18 protein-coding genes and 6 tRNA genes are annotated in these 21,675 nt (G+C 71.1%); 9 read left to right on the forward strand and 15 right to left on the reverse strand.

From position 1 onward, the window contains the following. Positions 1–131: 131 nt before the first annotated feature. Both trmB and OG624_RS19585 read left to right on the forward strand, forming a co-directional pair. Positions 132–878, forward strand: coding sequence for a tRNA (guanosine(46)-N7)-methyltransferase TrmB (gene trmB, locus OG624_RS19580; protein WP_244290869.1), 747 nt, complete (start codon positions 132–134; stop codon positions 876–878). A 43-nt stretch (positions 879–921) separates the two neighbouring features. Next, the gene (locus OG624_RS19585; RefSeq protein ID WP_078909465.1) at positions 922–2,265 is read left to right on the forward strand and encodes a PrsW family intramembrane metalloprotease; all 1,344 of its coding nucleotides are present in this window, start codon (positions 922–924) and stop codon (positions 2,263–2,265) included. Here OG624_RS19585 and OG624_RS19590 read toward each other — a convergent pair. The 10 genes from OG624_RS19590 to OG624_RS19635 form a co-directional block, all read right to left on the reverse strand. Then, positions 2,184–3,209 (reverse strand): M23 family metallopeptidase, encoded by a 1,026-nt coding sequence (locus OG624_RS19590; protein WP_033223430.1) that lies wholly within the window; start codon positions 3,207–3,209, stop codon positions 2,184–2,186. The genes OG624_RS19585 and OG624_RS19590 overlap by 82 nt on opposite strands. Positions 3,210–3,511: 302 nt before the next feature. Continuing rightward, positions 3,512–4,720, reverse strand: a complete 1,209-nt coding sequence (locus OG624_RS19595; RefSeq protein ID WP_371588003.1) for a PP2C family protein-serine/threonine phosphatase — start codon at positions 4,718–4,720, stop codon at positions 3,512–3,514. Between the two features lie 237 nt (positions 4,721–4,957). Beyond that, positions 4,958–5,031 (reverse strand) — tRNA-Met (locus OG624_RS19600). Positions 5,032–5,178: 147 nt separating this feature from the next. Further along, the gene (locus tag OG624_RS19605; RefSeq protein ID WP_371639646.1) at positions 5,179–5,691 is read right to left on the reverse strand and encodes a GNAT family N-acetyltransferase; all 513 of its coding nucleotides are present in this window, start codon (positions 5,689–5,691) and stop codon (positions 5,179–5,181) included. Positions 5,692–5,923: 232 nt separating this feature from the next. Further along, positions 5,924–5,996 (reverse strand) — tRNA-Lys (locus tag OG624_RS19610). Positions 5,997–6,214: 218 nt separating this feature from the next. Next, positions 6,215–8,572 (reverse strand): DEAD/DEAH box helicase, encoded by a 2,358-nt coding sequence (locus OG624_RS19615; RefSeq protein ID WP_371588036.1) that lies wholly within the window; start codon positions 8,570–8,572, stop codon positions 6,215–6,217. Between the two features lie 278 nt (positions 8,573–8,850). After that, complete coding sequence (locus OG624_RS19620; RefSeq protein WP_051763502.1) at positions 8,851–9,396, reverse strand: hypothetical protein; 546 nt, start codon at positions 9,394–9,396, stop codon at positions 8,851–8,853. 131 nt (positions 9,397–9,527) lie between these two features. Continuing rightward, positions 9,528–9,911, reverse strand: coding sequence for a fluoride efflux transporter CrcB (gene crcB, locus OG624_RS19625; protein ID WP_033223423.1), 384 nt, complete (start codon positions 9,909–9,911; stop codon positions 9,528–9,530). Further along, positions 9,908–10,441 (reverse strand): FluC/FEX family fluoride channel, encoded by a 534-nt coding sequence (locus OG624_RS19630; RefSeq protein WP_371639647.1) that lies wholly within the window; start codon positions 10,439–10,441, stop codon positions 9,908–9,910. Before OG624_RS19630 ends, crcB begins: the two co-directional genes overlap by 4 nt. Continuing rightward, the gene (locus OG624_RS19635) at positions 10,438–10,788 is read right to left on the reverse strand and encodes a metallopeptidase family protein (protein WP_030726307.1); all 351 of its coding nucleotides are present in this window, start codon (positions 10,786–10,788) and stop codon (positions 10,438–10,440) included. The genes OG624_RS19630 and OG624_RS19635 overlap by 4 nt, the downstream gene beginning before the upstream one ends. A gap of 103 nt (positions 10,789–10,891) precedes the next feature. Here OG624_RS19635 and OG624_RS19640 point away from each other — a divergent pair. The 3 genes from OG624_RS19640 to OG624_RS19650 all read left to right on the forward strand — a co-directional run bounded on the left by OG624_RS19640 (position 10,892) and on the right by OG624_RS19650 (position 11,176). After that, positions 10,892–10,964: transfer RNA gene (locus tag OG624_RS19640), tRNA-Glu, on the forward strand. A gap of 39 nt (positions 10,965–11,003) precedes the next feature. After that, positions 11,004–11,077, forward strand: a tRNA-Asp gene (locus tag OG624_RS19645). A gap of 22 nt (positions 11,078–11,099) precedes the next feature. Next, positions 11,100–11,176 (forward strand) — tRNA-Phe (locus OG624_RS19650). Between the two features lie 38 nt (positions 11,177–11,214). On the opposite strand, the gene OG624_RS19655 is transcribed toward OG624_RS19650, so the two are convergent. Genes OG624_RS19655 through OG624_RS19665 form a run of 3 tightly spaced genes read right to left on the reverse strand, consistent with a single transcriptional unit; the run spans position 11,215 to position 13,342 of the window. Then, complete coding sequence (locus tag OG624_RS19655; protein WP_161289513.1) at positions 11,215–12,060, reverse strand: cytochrome c biogenesis CcdA family protein; 846 nt, start codon at positions 12,058–12,060, stop codon at positions 11,215–11,217. Then, entirely contained in the window at positions 12,057–12,806 is a 750-nt protein-coding gene (locus OG624_RS19660; protein ID WP_161289516.1) for a DsbA family protein, read from the reverse strand. Before OG624_RS19660 ends, OG624_RS19655 begins: the two co-directional genes overlap by 4 nt. 53 nt (positions 12,807–12,859) lie before the next feature. Further along, positions 12,860–13,342 (reverse strand): hypothetical protein, encoded by a 483-nt coding sequence (locus tag OG624_RS19665; protein WP_033223418.1) that lies wholly within the window; start codon positions 13,340–13,342, stop codon positions 12,860–12,862. A gap of 111 nt (positions 13,343–13,453) precedes the next feature. Here OG624_RS19665 and hrpA point away from each other — a divergent pair, with 111 nt between their 5' ends. Then, positions 13,454–17,377 carry an ATP-dependent RNA helicase HrpA gene (gene hrpA / locus OG624_RS19670; protein WP_371639648.1) on the forward strand — a complete coding sequence of 1,308 codons (3,924 nt, stop codon included), beginning with the start codon at positions 13,454–13,456 and terminating at the stop codon, positions 17,375–17,377. 81 nt (positions 17,378–17,458) lie between these two features. After that, a tRNA-Asp gene (locus tag OG624_RS19675) sits at positions 17,459–17,532 on the forward strand. A 621-nt stretch (positions 17,533–18,153) separates the two neighbouring features. On the opposite strand, the gene bldC is transcribed toward OG624_RS19675, so the two are convergent. Both bldC and OG624_RS19685 read right to left on the reverse strand, forming a co-directional pair. Then, on the reverse strand, positions 18,154–18,360 hold the full coding sequence (gene bldC, locus OG624_RS19680) for a developmental transcriptional regulator BldC (RefSeq protein WP_003949541.1): 207 nt from the start codon (positions 18,358–18,360) through the stop codon (positions 18,154–18,156). A 567-nt stretch (positions 18,361–18,927) separates the two neighbouring features. Next, entirely contained in the window at positions 18,928–19,782 is an 855-nt protein-coding gene (locus OG624_RS19685) for a hypothetical protein (RefSeq protein WP_244290866.1), read from the reverse strand. A 193-nt stretch (positions 19,783–19,975) separates the two neighbouring features. Here OG624_RS19685 and OG624_RS19690 point away from each other — a divergent pair, with 193 nt between their 5' ends. Then, the gene (locus OG624_RS19690; RefSeq protein WP_033223416.1) at positions 19,976–21,070 is read left to right on the forward strand and encodes a Leu/Phe/Val dehydrogenase; all 1,095 of its coding nucleotides are present in this window, start codon (positions 19,976–19,978) and stop codon (positions 21,068–21,070) included. 290 nt (positions 21,071–21,360) lie between these two features. After that, on the forward strand, positions 21,361–21,624 hold the full coding sequence (locus tag OG624_RS19695) for a DUF3073 domain-containing protein (protein WP_030009392.1): 264 nt from the start codon (positions 21,361–21,363) through the stop codon (positions 21,622–21,624). Positions 21,625–21,675: the final 51 nt, after the last annotated feature.

The raw sequence follows: 21,675 nt of genomic DNA on the forward strand, positions 1-21,675 counted from the left end.
CGGGAGGGGTGCGGGAGCCGCTCGCGCGGCGGCTCCCGCACCCCCCGTCGTAGAATCAGCGCATTGTGTCTGAGTCCCTGAATCCCCAGTCGCCCCGCCTCCCGGACGCCGCGCCGGAGACGAACTCGTACGTGCCGCCCAAGTGGCGCACCGAGCCCCGCTTCCCCGACGGGCCCTCGCCGGACCCGGCCGGCTCGCACCACGAGCGGCGGATCCGGAGCTTCCAGCCCCGGCGCAGCCGGGTCACCACCGGCCAGGGCGAGGCCCTGAAGCGCCTGTGGGGCACCTGGGGCCTGGACATCGACGGCCACGAGGTCATCGACCTCGACGCTCTCTTCGGCGGGCTCCCCGTCGTCCTGGAGATCGGCTTCGGCATGGGCGAGGCCACGGCCCAGATGGCCGCCGAGGACCCCGACACCGGGATCCTCGCCGCCGACGTGCACACCCCCGGGCAGGGCAATCTGCTCGCCCTCGCCGAGCGCGGCGGCATGACCAACGTCCGGGTGGCCAACGGCGACGCGATCATCCTGCTCCGCGAGATGCTGCCGCCCGACTCCCTGGCCGGGATGCGCGTGTACTTCCCGGACCCGTGGCCCAAGGCCCGCCACCACAAGCGCCGGCTGATCCAGCCCGACTTCCTCACGCTGGCCGCGACCCGCCTGGCGCCGGGGGCCGTACTGCACTGCGCGACCGACTGGGAGCCGTACGCCGAGCAGATGCTCGAAGTGCTCACCGCGCACCCGGACTTCGAGAACACGCAGCCCGACGGCGGCTTCTCCCCGCGCCCCGCCTTCCGGCCCCTGACCCGCTTCGAGGGCCAGGGCCTCGACAAGGGCCACCTCGTACACGACTTGCTCTTCCGTCGCACGGAGAACTGACAAGGTCACCGCGCGTGTCAGAGCCGCTCGCTAGGGTCATGGTGTGTACCGAGCGCTCCAACTCGTACTGCCACGTCCGTCCGGCACGGTCCGCACCTGCGTGCTCCTCACCCTGCTCGCCGCGACCGGGATCGCGATCCTCGAACTCGTGCGGGAACAGACCGGCACCTCCGGCTTCTTCGTCGGTCTCGGTCTGGCCCTGCTGCCGGTGGCGCCGCTCATGGCGGCCTTCCGATGGCTGGGCCGGGCCGCGCCCGCGCCTTGGTCGCAGCTGCTGTTCTGTTTCGGCTGGGGGGCCTGTACCGCGGCCCTGATCGCGATACTGGCCAACAACTTCGCCACCGAGTGGATAGCCGCGACCACCACCGACGCCTCCGCGGCCGATCACCTCGGCTCGGTGGCCATCGCCCCGGTGGTGGAGGAGAGCGCCAAGGCGGCCGCCCTGCTGCTGGTGTTCACGTTCCGAAGACGGCATTTCACCGGCCCCGCCGACGGGTTCGTGGTGGCCGGCTTCACCGCCACCGGATTCGCCTTCACCGAGAACATCCTCTACCTGGGCAACGCCTTCGTGGAGGACCTGGCCGACCGTAGCGGCGCGCTGGAATCGGTGACGGCGGCGACCTTCTTCGTACGGATAGTGCTGTCGCCTTTCGCGCACCCGCTGTTCACCGTGCTCACCGGTCTGGGCTTCGGCATGGCCGCCCTCGGCGCCCGCCGTGCGCGCCGGATCTGGCCGCCGCTGCTCGGCCTCGCGCTGGCCATGGGCATGCACGCGCTGTGGAACGGTTCCTCGCAGTTCGGGGACCACGGGTTCTACGTGGTCTACAGCTGCGTGATGGTTCCGGTGTTCGGGCTGCTGGTGTGGCTGGCCGTGCGGATAAGGCGGGACCGGCTGCGGGCCGTCGAGGACGAGCTCGCGCCGTACGCGGCCGCGGGCTGGCTCGGACCGGCCGAGGTCCCGGCCCTGGCTTCGATGCCGGCCCGCTCGCTGGCCCGCGCCCTGGCCCGGGACAGCGGGGGCCGGGCCGCCGGACGTACGGTCGCCCGCTACGAGGCGGACGCGGCGGCCCTGGCCCTGCTACGGCACCGGGCGCGGCGCGGCGGCCCCGTACGGGAGCGGGATTTCGCGCGCCGGGAGCGGGAGTTGCTGGACCGGCTCTGGCGGTCGCGGGCGACGGCGGGTCCCGCGCTGGCCCGGGCGGCGGTCATGGAGGAACTGATTCCGCCGTGGTTCGACCCTCTGGACCCGGCGGCCGCGCGGACGGACGTGCCCGGACCGCGTCGGACGGACGACGACCCCGGGTCTCAGACGGTCAGGCCCTTGGAGTTCAGCCACGCCAACGGGTCCTGCGTCGATCCGCCCTTGCGTACTTCCAGGTGGAGATGAGGTCCGGTGACGTTGCCGGTGGCGCCGACGCGGCCGATGGTCTCGCCGGCGCCGACCGTGCCGGAGGTCACCGACATCGAGGAGAGGTGGCAGTACCAGATCTCCGTGCCGTCCGGGAGCTCCAGCACGATGCGGTAGCCGTACGCGCCGGACCAGCCGGCCGAGGTGATCTTCCCGGCGGCCACGGCCTTGGCCGGGGTCCCGGTCGGGGCCGCGAAGTCGAGGCCGGTGTGGTGGCCCGAGGACCACATGGAGCCGGAGTCGCCGTAGTGCGAGGTGAGGGTGTAGGCGGAGGTGGGCAGGGAGTAGCTGCCGGACGGCTGGGCGAGGCGCTCCTGCTCGGCCTTGGCCGCCGCCGCTTCCGCGGCCTTCGCCTCGGCCTCCTCCTTGGCCTTGGCCTCGGCCTGTGTCCTGGCCTCCTCGGCGGCCTTGCGGGCCTCCTCCAGCTTCTGCTTGGCCTCCTGCGCGGCTGCCTGCTGCGCGGCCAGCTCGGCGTCCGCCCGAGCCTTCGCCTCGGCGGCGTCCTGCTGGGACTCGGCCTGCTGGAGGATGCGGTTGCGCAGCACCTCGCCGGCGTCCGGGCCCTGGGCGGACTGCTGCGCGATGATCCCGGTCCGCTCGCCCGTCGCGGCGGCCGATCCGGAACCGTCCTCCTCCTGCTGGGCCTTGCCCCCGGTCATCATGTCGGGGAGGGCCGGCAGGGATATCGCGACCTGGGGCCGGTCCTGCGCGGTGGCGATGCCGCCGGCGCCGACCGCCGCGATGACGCCGACGCCGAGCACGGTGGAGCTGCGGGCAAGTCCCCCGCGCTGCTTGGCGACCCGGTGCTTGCCACGGACCGGGCGCACCGAATCCTCGGTGGGATTCCACTCGCCCCAGGCACCCGCGGTGGGCGGCTGCTCCTGGATCTCGATGCCTTCAGGGGCAGGCAAGTTGGAGGCCACCGGGGCACACTCCTCATCGACGCGCAGAGACGCGCGCGCGCACGGTGCCGTCTCTTGCGACGGCTGGGACGACCGCGCTGCGTTATCGAAAGGTAATAGACGTAGGGGAGTGATTCCAAGCTTCTCCGCTTGATCGTTCCCACCAATCAGCCACGCACTGACCGGCTTTGGCCACACCTTTCTCCAGCAAACCCACCCCAACCAGGGCAAAAATCGAGCGACTCCCCTATCACTTCAGCCACAGGCCTGAAATGACGATCCGTCAAATTGCTTGCGGAAAGCATTCATTCGCCTACGGAACGTCACATCGCGTCGCCGCGCGGCACCACCGGCACGGTCCGCCGCCGCTCCGGCTCCCGTTCGCCCGGCCGACCCACCGCCAGCAGCGCCATGTCGTCCGTCGCCCCGCCACCCGTGTGCCGGCGCACGTCACTGCTGAGCGCGCTGAGCAGCGCCTGCGGACCGGGGAAGATCCGCCCCCGCAACCGGGCCGCCGGATCGTAGAAATCCCCCGCGCCGTCCCGGGCCTCGGTCAGCCCGTCCGTGTAGAGCAGCAGGGTGGTCCCGGCCGGGAAGGCCCACTCCTGCACCAGGTCCGGCCAGCCGCCCAGCTCCCCCATGCCGAGCGGCAGGGCCGGCTCCGCCGGGGCGAGGACCGCCAGCTCCCCGTTCGCGTGCAGCAGCAGCGGCTCGGGGTGACCCCGGTTGAGCAGCCGCAGCACGCCCGCGCCCGGCGGGACCTCCCCGAGCACGCACGTCGTGAACCCCTCCACCGCGTCCAGGCTGTCGCGCCGCGTGCCCTCACGGGCCAGCGCCCGCTCCAGCCGCTGCGCCAGCGCCTCCAGCGTGGGCTCGGTCTCGGCCGCCTCCCGGAACGCCCCGAGGACCACCGCGACGGCCTCCACCGCCCCCAGCCCCTTGCCCCGTACGTCGCCCACCGCCAGCCGCACCCCGTACGGGGTCTCCTGGACCGCGTACAGATCCCCGCCGATGAAGGCGTCCGCCTGCGCGGCCTCGTACCAGGCGGAGACGTGCAGCCCCCCGATGCGCTCGGCGGGCTTCGGCAGTACCGCCCGCTGCGCGGCCTCGGCGATCCCGCGCGCCGAGGCGAGCCGCTCACCGCTGCGCCGCACCATCCGGTTGATCAGGAGCGCCAGCCCGGCGACGGTCAGTACGGTCACCAACTCGGTCAGCGCCTCGACCTTCCAGCTGGTGCCGTTGAGGATGTGCAGCACGAACACGGCGCACACGGCCAGACCACCGGTCAGCGCCGTGGCCCACAGCGTGAACAGCGGGGCGGCGATCAGCGGGGCCGCGGTGAAGAACGGGGACCCGGTGAAACTGGGCGGGGTCAGCACGTCGAAGACCATCCCGACCGCGATCAGCACGACCGGCAGCAGCCGGACCACGCGACGGGTCACGCCGTTCCCGGTGACGTCCCCGGTGCCACGCCCGGTGCCGTCGGCGCCCGCGCGCCCAGCCCCGCTGCCCTGCCGGCCCAGCCCCACCACGCCGCTCTCCCGCCGCCCGGTCCATCACACGGGTCCGGGCCCGCTGCCTGATCGCCCCTCAAGGCTGGCGGCAGGAGCATCCGTACGGCGACCTGACGGCGGCCGGACGGGTGACGCGGCGCGAACAGGCGCGAGAAGACACAAGAACGGGGGACCGAGGCGGGTCGGACGGGACCGACAGGACCGGAACACGACGAAGGCCCGGTTCCTGGTGAGGAACCGGGCCTTCGTACTGAGTAGCGGGGGCAGGATTTGAACCTACGACCTCTGGGTTATGAGCCCAGCGAGCTACCGAGCTGCTCCACCCCGCGTCGGTAAACACAACTCTACGCCATGCGGGGAGACCCCTTCACCAATTAACGGCCGGCCACCCCCGAAACGGGCATCACCGCAGGTCAACGCCTTGAAACCGGCATCGAACCGTCCCGCTCCGCCCGCGCCCCGGACCACGTCGGCCGTCAGGCGACGGGATCCCGAGGCCGGGTCAGCACGCGGGTCGTGCTCCCGTCGTCCTCCCGTACGTCCCGGACATGGGTGAAGCCGATCCGCTCCAGCAGCACCAGGGAGGCCGTGTTGGCGTCGGCCACGGTGGCGTGCACCTCGGTCAGACCGAGTGGGCCGAAGCCGTACGCGACGATCGCCTCGGCGATCTCGGTACCGAGACCCGCTCCCCACGCCTCGGGCGCCAAGGCGTAGATGATCTCGTGGCCGTCGACCTCGTCGGTGCGCTTGATCTCGGCGTGCCCGACCAGCCGGCCGTCCCGGCGCACGGCCCACACGTCGAAGAGGTTCTCGGCGTACACCTTGGAGAAGACCCGCCCGAAGAGCGCCCGGTCCTCGTCCTCGGAGGTGGGACCGTCCCCCATCCACCGGGACACCCGGGTGTCCTGGAAGAGGGCGACGAACGCTTCCTCGTCGGTCGGGGTGTACGGGTCGAGGAGCAGTCGCTCGGTACGCAGAACAGGCGTCATGATCGGCGACGCTACCCCCGCCGTCCTGCCGGGTCACCGGATTTTCCCGGAGGGCGCCGCCGTCGGCGTCCGTCCCGGCGACGTGCCGGAGCTCATCGCCCGGACGTCTTCGGCCAGTTCGTCCGTCCCCCCGCGGGCCGTGCCCCGCGAACGACCGAGCGCCCCACCCGGCCGAAGTCGGGTGGGGCGCTCAGCAGCAGGTCGGAGGATGTCTCCCCGTCCCCGCGAGCGGTAGGCCATGTCGGACTCGAACCGACAACCAACGGATTAAAAGTCCGCTGCTCTGCCAATTGAGCTAATGGCCCTCCAGGTGCTCACCCCAGAGCATAGCCGGACCGCGCCGGTCAGCCGATCGGGTATCCGCCGACCGGCCTGTCGCCGGCGGTCCGGTGGCGTCGCGTAGGGCCTGGGACCGGCTTCCGAGGGGGTGTTACTGGTCATCAGTTCCCGGGAGTGCGGAAAGGGCCCGCACGACACCGTGGTGTCGTGCGGGCCCTTTCTCAGGGGTTCAGCTCAGCCGCGATCAGCCGTTGCGCTTCCAGCGCGGCTTGTCGTCACGACGGCCACCGAAGCCACCGGTGGAACCGGAGCCGGAGCCGGAGCCACCGGACGGGCGGTGGTCGTCACGGCGGCCGTACGGGCGGTCGCCGCCACCGGAGCGGAAGCCACCGGAGGGACGGTCGTCACGACGGAAGCCACCGGACGGGCGGTCGCCACCGGAGCGGAAGCCACCGGAGGGACGGTCGTCGCGGTTGAAGCCGCCCGAGGAGCGGTCGTCACGGTTGAAGCCGCCGGAGGGACGGTCGTCGCGGCGGAAGCCACCACGGTCGCCACCACGGTCATCGCGGTTGAAGCCACCGGACGGACGGTCGTCGCGGCGGAAGCCACCGGACGGACGGTCGCCACCGGAACGGAAACCACCCGACGGACGGTCGTCGCGGCGGAAGCCACCACGGTCGCCACCACGGTCGTCACGGTTGAAGCCACCGGACGGACGGTCGCCACCGGAACGGAAACCACCGGACGGACGGTCGCCACCGGAACGGAAACCACCCGACGGACGGTCGTCGCGGCGGAAGCCACCACGGTCGCCACCACGGTCGTCACGGTTGAAGCCACCGGACGGACGGCCACCGCGGTCACCGCGGTCGTCGCGGCGGAAGCCGCCACGGTCGCCACCGCGGTCGCCGCCACGGTTGTCGCGACGCTCGAAGTTGCCACGGTCGTCACGCTGGGCGCGCTGCTCCTCGCGGCGCTCCTGCGCGGCCAGCTCGGCGGCAGCGGCGGCGGCAGCGGCCGCGACCTCGGCCTCGGCGGCCTCGGCCACCTCGGCGACAGCGGCCTCCGGGTCCTCGCCACGCTCACGGGCGGAACGGGCGACGAGGCGGTCGGCCTCCTCGCGCAGTTCCACGGCGCGGCGCGACAGGCGCTCCAGCTGCTTGGTGAGCTCGGCGACCTCGCGCTCGGCCTGCTTGGCGGCGTTGTTCGCGGAGTCGGCCTGGACCTCGGTCAGCGAACGCGCACCGGTGATCTCGGCGACCTCCGGCTCGAACGCGCCGGCGCCCTGGACGATGTGGCGCGAGGCGTCGACGCCCGCGTCCTCCATCAGGCGGAAGATCTGGCGACGCTGGTGCGGCAGCGCGAGGGAGACCACGACACCGGACTTGCCGGCGCGGGCGGTACGGCCCGAGCGGTGCAGGTAGTCCTTGTGGTCGCCGGCCGGGTCCACGTTCAGGACCAGGTCGATGCCGTCGACGTGGATACCGCGGGCGGCGACGTCGGTGGCGACGAGCGCGTTGACGTAGCCGTCCTTGAAGTCGGCGAGGACGCGGGTACGGGCACCCTGCGTCATGCCGCCGTGCAGCGCGTCGGCCTTCACGCCGGCCTCGACGAGCTGCTCGGCGATGCGGTCGGCGCCCAGCTGGGTGCGGACGAAGATGATGGTGCGGCCCTTACGGGCGGCGATGGCGGCCGTGACCGGCGCCTTGTCCTTCGGCTTCACGACGAGGACGTGGTGCGTCATGGTCGTGACGTTGCCCTGCGCGCTGTCGACCTCGTGCGTGACGGGGTTGGACAGGTAGCGCTTGACCAGGGTGCCGATCTCGTTCTCCATGGTGGCGGAGAAGAGCATGCGCTGGCCGCCGCCGGGGATCTGGTCGAGCAGCTCGGTGACCTCGGGCAGGAAGCCCAGGTCGGCCATCTGGTCGGCCTCGTCGAGGACGGCGATCTTGACGTTCTCCAGGGAGCAGGCGCCACGGTTGATGATGTCGCGCAGACGGCCCGGGGTGGCGACGAGGACGTCGACACCGCGCTCCAGAGCGTAGATCTGGTTGCTCATGGAGGTACCGCCGCAGACGACCTTCATCTTCAGGCCGAGCACGTCGCCGTAGGGCTGGAGCGCGTCCGCGACCTGCATGGCGAGCTCACGGGTCGGCGTGAGGATGATCGCGCGGGGCTTCTTCTTCTCGGTGTGACCGCCGGCCAGCGAGGCCAGGGTCGGCAGACCGAAGGAGAGGGTCTTGCCGGAGCCGGTACGGCCACGGCCGAGGATGTCCTTGCCGGCCAGGGCGTCCGGGATGGTCGCGGCCTGGATCGGGAAGGGCGCGGTGACGCCGTTCTGGGCGAGCTTGCGCACGATGCCCTCGGGGAGACCGAGGTCGCCGAAGGTGATCGAGGGCTCGGCGTCCGCGTCGGCGTCGTCGAAGTCGGTGGTCGAGTCCTCGAAGGACTCGTCGGTGTTCACGTCGGCCTCAAGAGCCTCGATGATCTCGTCCGCCTCAGCGGCCTCGATCGCCTCGGTGACCACAAGGGCCTCGGCGTCGATGATCTCGTTGGTGTCGTTCTCGGGCATGACGGAACGGTCAGAACTGGAAATGGACATGCGAAATGCGAAACCTTCCGGAGTCTCGGCACGCGCCCAAACTCCGTGAATCGCAAATCGACCGCCTCAATGCGGTCAGCCACGGCTAGGGAGAGTACGCGCCACACGGCGCTCTTCGGATTCGGCGCCGGGCAATGGGATCAAACGATCTATAACCATACGCACCCTCCCCGGGGTCTGGCAAGTCGCTCCCCCCAAAAGGCCGCTGACCTGCGAAAACTCCCTGCGGGCCAGCACCGGACCGAGCCCGGTCGGGGCCGGTCGGGCACCCGCCGGGCCTAGAGCTCGGGCACCGGCGCGACGGTCGGCTCCGGCTGCGGACTCGGCGGCGGCGACGTGGGTTCCGTCACAGGGGGAGTGGTCGCCGGCGGTGCCGGGGTCGGGCCGGCCGTCTGCTGCCCGCCGGCCGAACCGCCCGGGCCGCCGGGTCCGCCCGAACCACCCGTGGTGGGCTGCTGCGGGCCCTGCCCGCCCGCACCGCCACCCGCGCCGCCGGCCGGGCCTGCCGACGGCGCGGGCACTCCCGGCCGCCCGCTCGGCGTGCCCTCGCTCGGCGAGGCCCCGGTCGCGCCGGAGGCCTTGCCGTCCTCCTTGGACCGGCCGCCCTGGCTCCCCGTACCGTCCTTCGTGCCGTGCCCGTTGCCATGGACCCCGGAGCCCCGCCCCGAGACGGTGCCGGCGCCCGCCTCGGCGCCGCTGCGGCGGTCTCCCGAAGCAGCCGGCCCGGGCTTCGCCGCGTCCTCACCGACGCTCATGCAGCCGGCCGTCGCCGCGACCGCGAGCGCGGTGACGGCCAGTCGGAGGGAAGCGGACAACTGGCGCACGGGGGCACCTCCGGAGCCTGTGGATGAACTTTCCGCATGTGCGGGTCAATGTGCCCAACTCCCTTTGACCCACAAGGGACACGCCTTCGGCCGAACCCCTGGCCCGAACCTCGCGCGGAACTCGGCGGAACTCAGCCGAGGAGCTGTCGCGCGACCTGCGAGCCGAGGTGCACCGCGCCCAGCCCGACCAGCACCGACATCACCACGTTCGCCGCGGCCAGGAACCCGCGGCCCCGCTCGGCCAGCCGCAGCGTCTCGTACGAGAACGTCGAGTACGTGCTCAGCGCCCCGCACAGCCCGGCCCCGAGCAGCAACTGCCACCGCGAGGAGGCGGCCCCCGCGAGCGCCGCCCCGGACAGCGTCCCGAGGATCAGGCAGGCGGTCGCGTTGACCACGAAGGTGCCCCAGGGGAAGACGGCGTCCGGGCCGTCCAGCCGTGCCTGCACCGCGCGGTCCAACAGGTAGCGCAGCGGCGCGCCGACGGCCGCGCCCGCCACCACGAGCAGCCAGTTCACCGCGGGCCGCCGCCGGGTCCGGGGCCGCGCCCTCGCCCGCGGAGCGCGAGCCGCGTCACCGAGGCCGCCGCCCACACCGCGCCGAGCGCCGCCACCACCGTGAACCCGCCGTAGGCCAGGGCGGTCCCCGTCTCCCCCTCGTCCAGGAGCCGCGAGAAGTCCACCGCGTAGGTGGAGAAGGTGGTGAAGCCGCCGAGCACGCCGACCCCGGCGAAGGGCCTCAGCAGCGGATGCGGCGACGTCCGGCCGCCCTCGCTGATCAGCACCATGAGTACGCCGATCAGCGCACTGCCGGAGGCGTTGATCCACAGGGTCGCCCACGGGAAGGCCCCGGGCGCGGCCGGCCACAGCAGGGAGACCCCGTACCGCGCCGCGCCGCCGGCCGCGCCGCCGACCGCCACCGCCGCGAGGACCCGGGCCTGCGGCTCGGCGCGCTGCGCGGGTACGTGCAGGTCGACGTCCGGGTCGATCGCCTCCGCCGGCCCGTCGGGAACAGGCCCCGGAGCCGACCCCGGACCCGGCCGGGTCACCCGTAGCCCAGCGCGTGCAGCCGGTCGTCGTCGATCCCGAAGTGATGGGCGATCTCGTGCACCACGGTGACCTCCGTCTCGGCGACCACGCTCTCCCGGTCCTCGCACATGCGCAATGTGGGATTGCGGTAGATGGTGATCCGGTCCGGCAGCACCCCGGCGTACCACTCGCCGCGGTCCGTCAGGGGAGTTCCCTCGTACAGGCCGAGCAGCTCGGGGTCGTCGGCGGGTGGTTCGTCCTCGACGAACACCGCCACGTTGTCCATCAGCCGCGTCAGCTCCGGCGGAATCCGGTCCAGGGCCTCTGCGACGAGCTCCTCGAACTCCTCGCGCGTCATCTCCAGCACCCGGCCATTGTCGCTCCGGGGGAAACCGTTTTGGCGATAGCTCCCCGGATCCCATATGCTTCTCACGTCCCCGACGCGCTGAGAAGTGCCCGGCGGGCCTTTAGCCCTCATCGTCTAGTGGCCCAGGACGCCGCCCTTTCAAGGCGGTAGCACGGGTTCGAATCCCGTTGGGGGTACGCATTACCGTGTGCAAGACTTGTTCTCGCACACTGCAAGGTCCTGTGGAGCAGTTGGTTAGCTCGCCACCCTGTCAAGGTGGAGGTCGCGGGTTCAAGTCCCGTCAGGATCGCTGAAGCCGGAAACGGTTTCGTGGCTGGGTAGCTCAGTTGGTACGAGCGATCGCCTGAAAAGCGATAGGTCGCCGGTTCGACCCCGGCCCCAGCCACCATCAAGAAGGCCCCGTCCATCGGACGGGGCCTTCTGTGGTTACTCCCCCTCCGCCTCGGCCGCCGCCGCACGCTCCCTGCGGCGCCACTGCACGACGCCGACGGCCGCCGCCCCCGCGGCGACCAGGGCGAGCAGCGCCCCGTCCGGGACCGCGTCCGCCAGCGAGCCGACCCACTGCTCCACGGCGAACGAGTCGTCCACGTCCAGCAGCCCCGGCAGTGCGCTCGCCCCGTCGTAGGCGAGGAACAGCCCGCCCAGGGTGATGAAGAACAGCCCGGACAGCAGCGAGGTGGTGTGCAGCTCGAAGCGGCCGACGCGCAGGGCCCGCCCGCGCAGCCAGCGCCGCCTGCCCAGGTCGAACCGCTCCCACAACAGGGCCAGCAGGAACAGCGGCACGGCCATCCCCAGGGCGTAGACCGCGAGCAGGACACCGCCGTAGACGGGGCTGCCGCTGACCGCCGCGACCGTCAGCACGCTGCCCAGGATCGGGCCGGCGCAGAAGCCGGCCAGCCCGTAGACCGCGCCGAGCGCGTACACCGACAGGGCGGTGGTCGGCCGGATCCGGCCCGACAGCTCCGAGATCCGCCTCGGGGCGAAGCCGAGGCCCAGGATCTGCGCCAGGCCGAGCGCGATGATCAGCCAACCGCCGCCCAGCACGAGCTGGTCGCGGTTGCTGTGGAAGAACCGCCCGGCGTACGAGCCGGCCGCCCCCAGCGGTACGAGGGTGCTCGCGAGGCCCGCGTAGAAGATCCCGGTGCGCGCCAGGAGCCGCGAGGTGGAGTCGATGGAGTACGCGAAGAAGGCCGGCAGCAGCAGCGCGCTGCACGGGCTGAGCAGTGCGAGGAGGCCGCCCAGCAGGGCGGCCAGGTACCCGATGTCGGTCACTGCTTCGCCGCCTCGGCCTTCGCCTTGGCGATGGCCGCCGTGAACGTGTCCAGCGGCTGGGCGCCGGCGATGGGCCTGCCGTTCAGCAGGAAGGAGGGGGTGGAGGTGACGCCGATGCGGTAGCCCTCCTCCTGGTCCTTGCGCAGGGCCGCGGCGGCCTGCTCGCCGGCCATGTCCGCCTTGAAGCGCTCCAGGTCCGGGACCCCGGCCTCGCGGGCCAGCTCCACGAGCCGGGGCTCGGCGAAGCCCTTCTCCTTCGAGCCGCCGGCGTAGGCCGCCGCGTGGAAGGCGTCGAAACGGTCCTGCTGCCCGGCCGCCCAGGCGGCCTTGGCCGCGGCCTCGGACTCGGCGCCGAAGATCGGGAAGTTGCGCCACTCGATGCGCAGGGTGCCGTCCTGCACGTACTTCTTCACCAGTTCGGGCTCGGTGTCCCGGGCGAACTTGCCGCAGTAGCCGCACTTGAAGTCGGAGTACTCGATGAGCACGACGGGCGCGTCGGCGCGGCCGACAGCGAGCTTGTCGCCGGATTCACGGCGGGCCAGGGCCTTGAGCTCGGCGGTGGGGTCGGTCGCGGGCGCGGCCTCGGCGGCGGAGCCGGCCGAGCCGGTCGAGTCGGGTGCGGTGGCCTGCCAGGAGACGAGCCCGAGGGTGATCGCGGCGAGGGCCACCCCGGCGGAGATCAGCAGGGGTTTGGCGGAGGACTTCTTGGCGGACTTCTTGGCGGCGGGCTTCGGGGAAGAGGGCATGCGGGTGCTCCAGTGCTGCGGGTGGGTGGGACGGGACCGGGGGACCGGTCCCTCTAGACCCGCATCACGCAGAGCCGCAGCCGGTCGGGGGCCGGGCGGTCGGGGCCGCGTACGGGGCTGCGCGCGGTGCCGGCCGCGGCCGGACCGGCGTCCTCGGGCACCGCCCGGACCGGCGGGACCTGGGCGTGCTGCTCGCCCGCGGCACGCCGGGGGACGGCGGGCGAGCCGCCGTGGCCCGGAGCCGTCGGCGCGCAGGCGGGCCCGTCGGCGTCGGTGGAAACGGCCGCCCGCGGCCACGCCATGGCCGATCCGGTGTCCGGGGCCGAGACCGGGACGGCTGCAGGGCCCGAAGCCGAGGCAGGAGCCGGGGCCAGGGTCGGGCCCGGGTCCGGGGCCGCCGCGACAGAAGTCGGGGCCGAGGCCGGAGCCGGGGCCGTTCCGGGCGTCGGGGCGAGCGCCACCGCCTGGGTCGCGCAGCCCAGCAACACCGCCAGTACCGCGAGCACGGCGCAGCCGAAGAGGCGGGGGCGGGACAAGGTGGGCTGCCTCTCATACGGACGACCGACGGACTCGTCCCGAAATGGTACGGGTCCACCCGACAAATGCGTTCGCCACCCGGAGGGCCCAGGTGAGATCCTCGATCAGGTATGTCTACTTCCTTCGCCGCCCTGCAGACGCTTCTCGGTGAGATCTCCCTCCGTGACGCGCACCGCCTCGGCCGCCGCCTCGAAGGCGCCCGCCGTATCCGCAAGCCCGAGGCCAAGCAGGCCGTGCTCGACGAGATCGCCGCGGAGGCCACCAAGGCCGCCGAGCGTCTGGCCGGCCGTGCCTCGCGGATGCCGGAGGTCACGTATCCCGAGAACCTGCCCGTCAGCCAGAAGAAGGACGAGATCGCCGAGGCGATACGCGACCACCAGGTCGTGATCGTCGCGGGCGAGACCGGGTCCGGCAAGACCACGCAGATCCCCAAGATCTGTATGGAGCTGGGCCGCGGCGTCCGGGGCATGATCGGGCACACCCAACCCCGCCGGATCGCCGCCCGCACGGTCGCGGAGCGGATCGCCGAGGAGCTGAAGTCCGAGATCGGGCAGACCGTCGGCTGGAAGGTCCGGTTCACCGACCAGGTGGACCAGGACGCGACCTTCGTGAAGCTGATGACGGACGGCATCCTGCTCGCCGAGATCCAGACGGACCGCGAGCTGCGCGCCTACGACACGATCATCATCGACGAGGCCCACGAGCGGTCGCTGAACATCGACTTCCTGCTGGGCTATCTGGCCACGCTGCTGCCGAAGCGTCCCGACCTCAAGGTCGTCATCACCTCGGCGACCATCGACCCCGAGCGCTTCTCCCGCCACTTCGGCGAGGCGCCGATCGTCGAGGTCAGCGGGCGCACGTATCCGGTGGAGGTGCGCTACCGACCGCTCCTGGAGGAGGACTCCGAGGACAGCGACCGGGACCAGATCACCGCGATCTGCGAGGCCGTGGACGAGCTCCAGGGCGAGGGTCCGGGCGACATCCTGGTCTTCCTCTCCGGTGAGCGGGAGATCCGCGACACGGCGGACGCCCTGAACAAACGGAACCTCCGCTTCACCGAGGTCCTCCCCCTCTACGCACGCCTCTCGCACGCCGAGCAGCACCGCGTCTTCCAGCAGCACACCGGGCGCCGGATCGTCCTCGCGACCAACGTCGCCGAGACCTCGCTGACCGTCCCCGGCATCAAGTACGTGATCGACCCGGGCACGGCCCGGATCTCCCGCTACAGCCACCGCACCAAGGTCCAGCGCCTGCCGATCGAGCGGATCTCGCAGGCCAGCGCCAACCAGCGCAAGGGCCGCTGCGGTCGTACCAGCGACGGCATCTGCATCCGGCTGTACTCCGAGGACGACTTCGACGCCCGTCCCGAGTTCACCGACGCCGAGATCCTGCGGACGAACCTGGCCTCCGTCATCCTCCAGATGACCGCGGCCGGCCTCGGCGAGATCGAGAAGTTCCCCTTCATCGACCCGCCGGACCACCGCAACATCCGCGACGGCGTCCAGCTCCTCCAGGAGCTCGGGGCGCTCGACCCGGAGGAGAAGGACCCCAAGAAGCGGCTCACGCAGATGGGCCGCCAGCTGTCCCAGCTCCCGGTGGACCCGCGGCTGGCCCGCATGGTCATCGAGGCCGACAAGAACAACTGCGTCCGCGAGGTCATGGTCATCGCGGCGGCCCTGTCCATCCAGGACCCGCGCGAGCGGCCCTCGGACAAGCAGACCCAGGCCGACCAGAACCACGCCCGCTTCAAGGACGAGACCAGCGACTTCCTCTCGTTCCTGAACATGTGGCGCTACGTACGCGAGCAGCAGAAGGAGCGCGGCTCGTCCTCGTTCCGCCGGATGTGCAAGCAGGAGTACCTCAATTTCCTGCGCATCCGGGAGTGGCAGGACATCTACTCCCAGCTGCGCACGGTCGCCAAGGGCATGGGCATCCACGTCAATGAGGCCGACGCCCCCGAGCAGGTCGTGCACGTCTCGCTGCTGGCGGGTCTGCTCTCGCACATCGGGCTCAAGGACACGGACAAGAACGAGTACCTGGGCGCGCGGTCGGCCAAGTTCGCGATCTTCCCGGGCTCCTCGCTCTTCAAGAAGCAGCCCAAGTTCGTGATGTCGGCCGAGCTGGTGGAGACCTCGCGGCTGTGGGCCCGGGTGAACGCCAAGGTGGAGCCCGAGTGGGTGGAGCCGCTGGCGCAGCACCTGGTCAAGCGCACCTACAGCGAGCCGCACTGGGAGAAGGACCAGGCGGCCGTGATGGCGTTCGAGAAGGTCACGCTGTACGGCGTACCGATCGTGGCCCAGCGGAAGATCAACTACGGCCGGATCGACGCCGAGGTCTCCCGCGACCTGTTCATCCGCAACGCTCTCGTCGAGGGCGACTGGCGGACCCACCACAAGTTCTACGCCGACAACCGCAAGCTCCTCACCGAGGTGGAGGAGCTGGAGAACCGGGCCCGGCGCCGCGACATCGTGGTCGACGACGAGACGCTCTTCGACTTCTACGACCAGCGGATCCCGGCGCACGTGGTCTCCGGGGCGCACTTCGACTCGTGGTGGAAGCACAAGAAGCGCGAGGAGCCCGAACTCCTCGACTTCGAGCGCGAGATGCTGCTGACCGAGAAGGCGGCCGGGGTCACCAAGGCCGACTACCCGGACTCCTGGCGGCAGGGGCAGCTGAAGTTCCGGGTGACCTACCAGTTCGAGCCGGGCGCGGACGCGGACGGCGTGACCGTGCACATCCCGCTGCAGGTGCTGAACCAGGTCACCGACGAGGGCTTCGACTGGCAGATCCCGGGCCTGCGCGAGGAGGTCGTCACCGAGCTGATCCGCTCGCTGCCCAAGCCGATCCGCCGGCACTACGTACCCGCGCCGAACTACGCCGGCCGCTTCCTGGACACGGCGGTGCCCTTGCAGGAGCCGCTGCCGGTCACGCTGGCGCGCGAGCTCCAGCAGATGGTCGGTGTCCCGGTCTCGGCCGAGGACTTCGACCTCGGCCGGATCCCCGACCACCTCAAGATCACCTTCCGGATCGTCGACGAGCGCCGTAAGAACCTCGCCGAGGACAAGGACCTGGAGGCCCTGCGGCTGAGGCTGCGGCCGAAGGCCCGCCAGGCCCTCTCCAAGGCCGCCGCGGCCACCGCCGAGCGGGCGGGCGGGGAGTCGGTGGAGCGCACCGGGCTGACCGACTGGACGATCGGCACCCTGACCAAGGTCTTCGAGACCCGCCGGGCCGGCCAGCCGGTGAAGGCCTACCCGGCGCTGGTCGACGAGGGCGCGAGCGTCTCGGTCCGGCTCTTCGACACCGAAGCCGAGCAGCAGCAGGCGATGTGGCTGGGCACCCGGCGGCTCATCCTGCTGAACATCCCGGTGAATCCGGCGAAGTTCGCCTCGGACCATCTGAGCAACCAGCACAAGCTGGCCCTGTCCCGAAACCCGCACGGCTCGATCCAGGCGCTCTTCGACGACTGCGCGACCGCGGCGACCGACAAGCTGATCGCCGACCACGGCGGCCCGGCGTGGGACGAGGCGGGCTTCCGGAAGCTCTACGAGGCCGTCCGCGCCGACCTGGTGGACACGACCGTGCGCACGGTGAGCCAGGTGCAGCAGGTGCTGGCCGCCTGGCAGGCCTGTGAGCGCCGACTGAAGGCCACGGGCAGCCTGGCGCTCGTCGCGAACATCCAGGACGTCAAGACGCAGCTGGCGGCCCTGATGCCGGCCGGCTTCGTGACGCTCACGGGGCTGCGCCGACTGCCGGACCTGATGCGCTACCTGGTGGCGGCGGACCGGCGACTCCAGCAGATGCCCACGGGCGTCCAGCGCGACACCACGCGCATGGAGAAGGTCCACGAGATGCAGGACGAGTACGCCTGGCTGCTGGAGCAGTTGCCGAAGGGACGGCCGGTCCCGTCCACGGTCACGGACATCCGCTGGATGATCGAGGAACTGCGCGTCAGCTACTTCGCGCACGCGCTCGGGACGGCGTACCCGATCTCCGACAAGCGCATCGTGAAGGCGGTGGACGCGGCGGCTCCGTGACCGGCGCCGTGGTCCGGTTCGACTGCACCCCCTGAGCTGCGGTACAGTCTGATTCGCAGCCGCCGAGCGGCCGCAAATCAAGGACCTGTGGAGCAGTTGGTTAGCTCGCCACCCTGTCAAGGTGGAGGTCGCGGGTTCAAGTCCCGTCAGGTTCGCAGAAACGTCAGGGCCCGTATCCCTCTGGGGATGCGGGCCCTGACGCGTTGGCGGGTGACATCGCCCGGGCGGCCTTGGGGGACGCCTGGGGCTCGTGGAGCGCCCGCGCCACCCGTGAACACCTCCCGGCCACCTCCGCCCCCTCTCCGGGGCCCCTGCGGCGTTCGCCCACCTCGTGCGGACGGAACCCCGGCCGCTCCGGACGCGGCGGGGGCCGACAGGGGCACGACGGGGGCGAACCGTGGGTCGCCGCCCGGAATCCCCCGTTCGCATGATGCGCCTCGTGATGCACTTCCCCTTTACGGGGTGCATTGCCGGATATACAAGGGTGATCATCTGTGACGGGAGTCACCACATGAGTTTTTGAGACTCATACTTTTATCGCACCCATACGCTCGCTCGATAGAATATGTGCAATGGCACCTACCCCGCCGGTAGTCCCTCGCGCGATCGAGACCGCCCTGACCTGGGCATAAAAAAGATCGCGCTGGACCCGGCGGAGTCCAGCGCGATCGAACGACCTGGGACCTGTTGGGGCAGACCCGGTCGTTTGAAGCTATGTGGGTCTCATCGGATTGGGGGACCCGATAAACCCGTTAAAGCGGGGTGTTTACGCGACCTCAGGCCTCGCTGCGCTGCTGCGGAATTCCCGCGAGCAGTGCGCGAACCTCGGCCTCGCGGTACCGGCGGTGTCCACCCAGGGTGCGGATGGACGTGAGCTTGCCAGCCTTGGCCCAGCGGGTGACCGTCTTCGGGTCCACGCGGAACATCGTGGCAACCTCAGCCGGGGTCAGCAGCGGCTCGGCATCAGGGGTGCGAGCGGTCATGAGCGGCCTCCTCGGGAGAACCGAACCATCTCGGTTCTTTCCTCTAAATTCTGCACCTTGGCCCGCGTTGCCCGAAATGGACATACGCGGGCCGAGTCGGTTATAGGACGAACGGCTTGTCCTCGGCACTACAACTACACCATCCGTCCAGCCTCGACGGCCAAACCGACGGAATTGCCCTCCGAGGTGTTCATCAGCGGCGGAAGCCGATGGACCGTCCCATAGCGGACAGTCACCCCACTGTGACGATCAGTCACAGAGCGATCAGGAGTCGTCAGACCCCCCGTAGAGTGCAATGCCGAGCATTCCGCCCTTAGTTGGGCGGAAGGAACCCTCCCCGGACTCCTTGTCCTATTTTGGCACGAGGGTAGGGGAAGGGCGCAAGGGTGTAGTTAGTGCGGTCCGTCACGCTTGGGCCAATGGCCCGTATCGGGACGTAGGTCCTGGCACTACGTCCCAAATGCCATGATCAGGCCTCTGATCAGCCATTATTGACCGATCGACCGATACCGGACGATACGCGTGACCCCCTCTCGGGTGAAACCAGCCACATAGGCCCCTTTCGGCCTAATTCGCGAAAAGTCGCTCCCGGACCGCTCGCCAACGCTCCGCCAGCCCCTCGTAGACCTCGGTCGCGCCCTCCCTGTCCCCGGCCCGCAGGGCCGCGATGCCCGCCGCGAGATCCGCGGCCGAGCGGTCGGCCGCCAGCCGGTCCGCCGGCAACGCGTGCACCAACCCGCCGTAGTCCAGCTCGACCAGCGAGCGCGGGTGGAACTCCTCCAGCCAGCTCCCCACCTCCGCCAGCCCGTCTGCGAGCGACCCGTACCCCTCCGCGTCGCGCAGGGTCCGCAGCGCCCGCGCGAGTCGCCGCCGGGCCTGGACCATCGGCGTGCGGTAGCGCAGCCGCTCGCCCGGCACGTGGTCCCGCTCCTCGTCCGCCACCAGGACGAACCAGCGCAGCGGAACCTGCCACACCCCGGTACGGATCCACGGGCGCGCGTCCGGGTTCCGCTCGCGCCAACGCTCGTAGTCCTCGGCCGCCTGCCGGCGGGTCCCCGGCGGGAGCGCCGCGTCCAGGACCGGGCGCGGGAACCACTCGACGAGCTCCTGCAGCGCCAGCCAGCCGCGCAGCCGGGTGCGCCACGGGCAGATCAGCAGCACCCCGTCGACCACCACCGTGAAGGCGTCCGCGCTCTCGTGGGCCGGCACCCCCACCACCGGGACCCGCACCAAGTCCGACAGCGACCGGCGCAGTTCGTCCTGGGCGGTGGGGGTCGCCCCGCGCCGGGCGTAGTCGGCCCAGTGCGTGCGCTCCGGCTCGGCGAAGGCCGCCAAGGGCTCGTAGACGCGCAGGTAGGAGGCGTACGGGACGGTCGGCGCGGAGCGCGCGGACGGCAGCGGGAGATCGGAGGATTCGCTCACGCTCTCGTACTGCCCTTCCGCAGGGCCCGGTTCACCTCCGGGCGCCCGCGCGCCCTCGTACCACGGGAGTGTTTCGATCCTCGGACAGGTCACCTACGGACGGCCCTCAGGTCTTACTCTGCTCCCAGCACGCCCTCCCCCACCCGCAGGGCGGGCGTCTTTCCGCCGCATCTCTTCCATGGGAGTCACCACCGTGACCGAAATGACCGACGGCGTCCTGCACACCCTGTTCCGTTCGGAGCAGGGCGGCCACGAGCAAGTCGTGCTGTGCCAGGACCGCGCCACCGGCCTGAAGGCCGTCATCGCCATCCACTCCACCGCCCTGGGCCCCGCCCTCGGCGGTACGCGCTTCCACGCCTACGCCTCCGACGAGGAGGCCGTCCTCGACGCGCTGAACCTCTCGCGCGGCATGTCGTACAAGAACGCCCTCGCCGGCCTCGACCTCGGCGGCGGCAAGGCCGTGATCATCGGCGACCCGGACGTCCTCAAGAGCGAGGAACTCCTCCAGGCCTACGGCCGGTTCGTGGAGTCCCTCGGCGGCCGCTACGTGACGGCCTGCGACGTCGGCACCTACGTGGCCGACATGGACGTCGTGGCCCGCGAGACCCGCTGGGCGACCGGACGCTCCCCCGAGAACGGCGGCGCCGGCGACTCCTCGGTCCTCACCGCCTTCGGTGTCTTCCAGGGCATGCGCGCCAGCGCCCAGCACCTGTGGGGCGACCCGACCCTGCGCGGCCGCAAGGTCGGCGTGGCCGGTGTCGGCAAGGTCGGCCACTACCTGGTCGAGCACCTGCTGGAGGACGGCGCCGAGGTCGTGATCACGGACGTCCGCCAGGAGTCGGTGCAGCGCATCCTCGACAAGCACCCGGGCAAGGTCACCGCGGTCGTCGACACGGACGCGCTGATCCGCATCGAGGGCCTGGACATCTACGCCCCCTGCGCGCTCGGCGGCGCCCTGAACGACGAGACCGTCCCGGCGCTCACCGCGACGATCGTCTGCGGCGCGGCGAACAACCAGCTCGCCCACCCGGGCATCGAGAAGGACCTCTCGGACCGCGGGATCCTTTACGCGCCCGACTACGTGGTCAACGCGGGCGGTGTCATCCAGGTCGCCGACGAGCTGCGCGGCTTCGACTTCGACCGCTGCAAGGCCAAGGCCACGAAGATCTTCGACACCACGCTGGAGATCTTTGCTCGCGCGAAGGCGGACGGCATTCCGCCCGCCGCTGCGGCCGACCGGATCGCCGAGCAGCGGATGGCCGACGGCCGCGCCGCGCGCGCGGTCTAGGCACTTCCAGGGGCTCCTGGGCGTGCCCGCCGGGGTGCGGCGAGACGGAACTCACTGCACTTCGGCGGGTCGCCCGCCAGGAAAAGGTTAAAATCGCAGCTGACCAGCGAGGACGGGGCGCCTTGTTGGTTCTGCACCGGGGCGCGTCATGCGGGCGGCGTACCGTATGGCCGCGGAAGCAGGTACCGTTAAACCCCTACGGACGGTCTCTCCACGGAGAGCCCGCTCCGAACCATGAACGCGTGTCAGACTCTGGGGCCGTCGAGCCCCGTCACCGAGGGGGTCGAGCCATGGGGCGCGGCCGGGCAAAGGCCAAGCAGACGAAGGTCGCCCGCCAGCTGAAGTACAGCAGCGGCGGGACTGACCTCTCGCGTCTGGCCAACGAGCTGGGCGCATCGACCGTGGAACCGCTGCCTGTCAGCGAGCCGGTCGAGGTAGACGACGACGAACTGGACGAGGACGACCCGTACGCTCGGTACGCGGACCTCTACAACAGGGATGACGACGACGAGGACGAGGAGTCCGGGCCGTCGTCACAGCGTCGCGGCGCTTGACGCCCTGAGGCGTCTGCACGACAGACGAAAAGAGACTGAAACCCGGTCCAG

Origin of the sequence: Streptomyces virginiae (assembly GCF_041432505.1) — a bacterium.
Classification (GTDB): domain Bacteria; phylum Actinomycetota; class Actinomycetes; order Streptomycetales; family Streptomycetaceae; genus Streptomyces; species Streptomyces virginiae_A.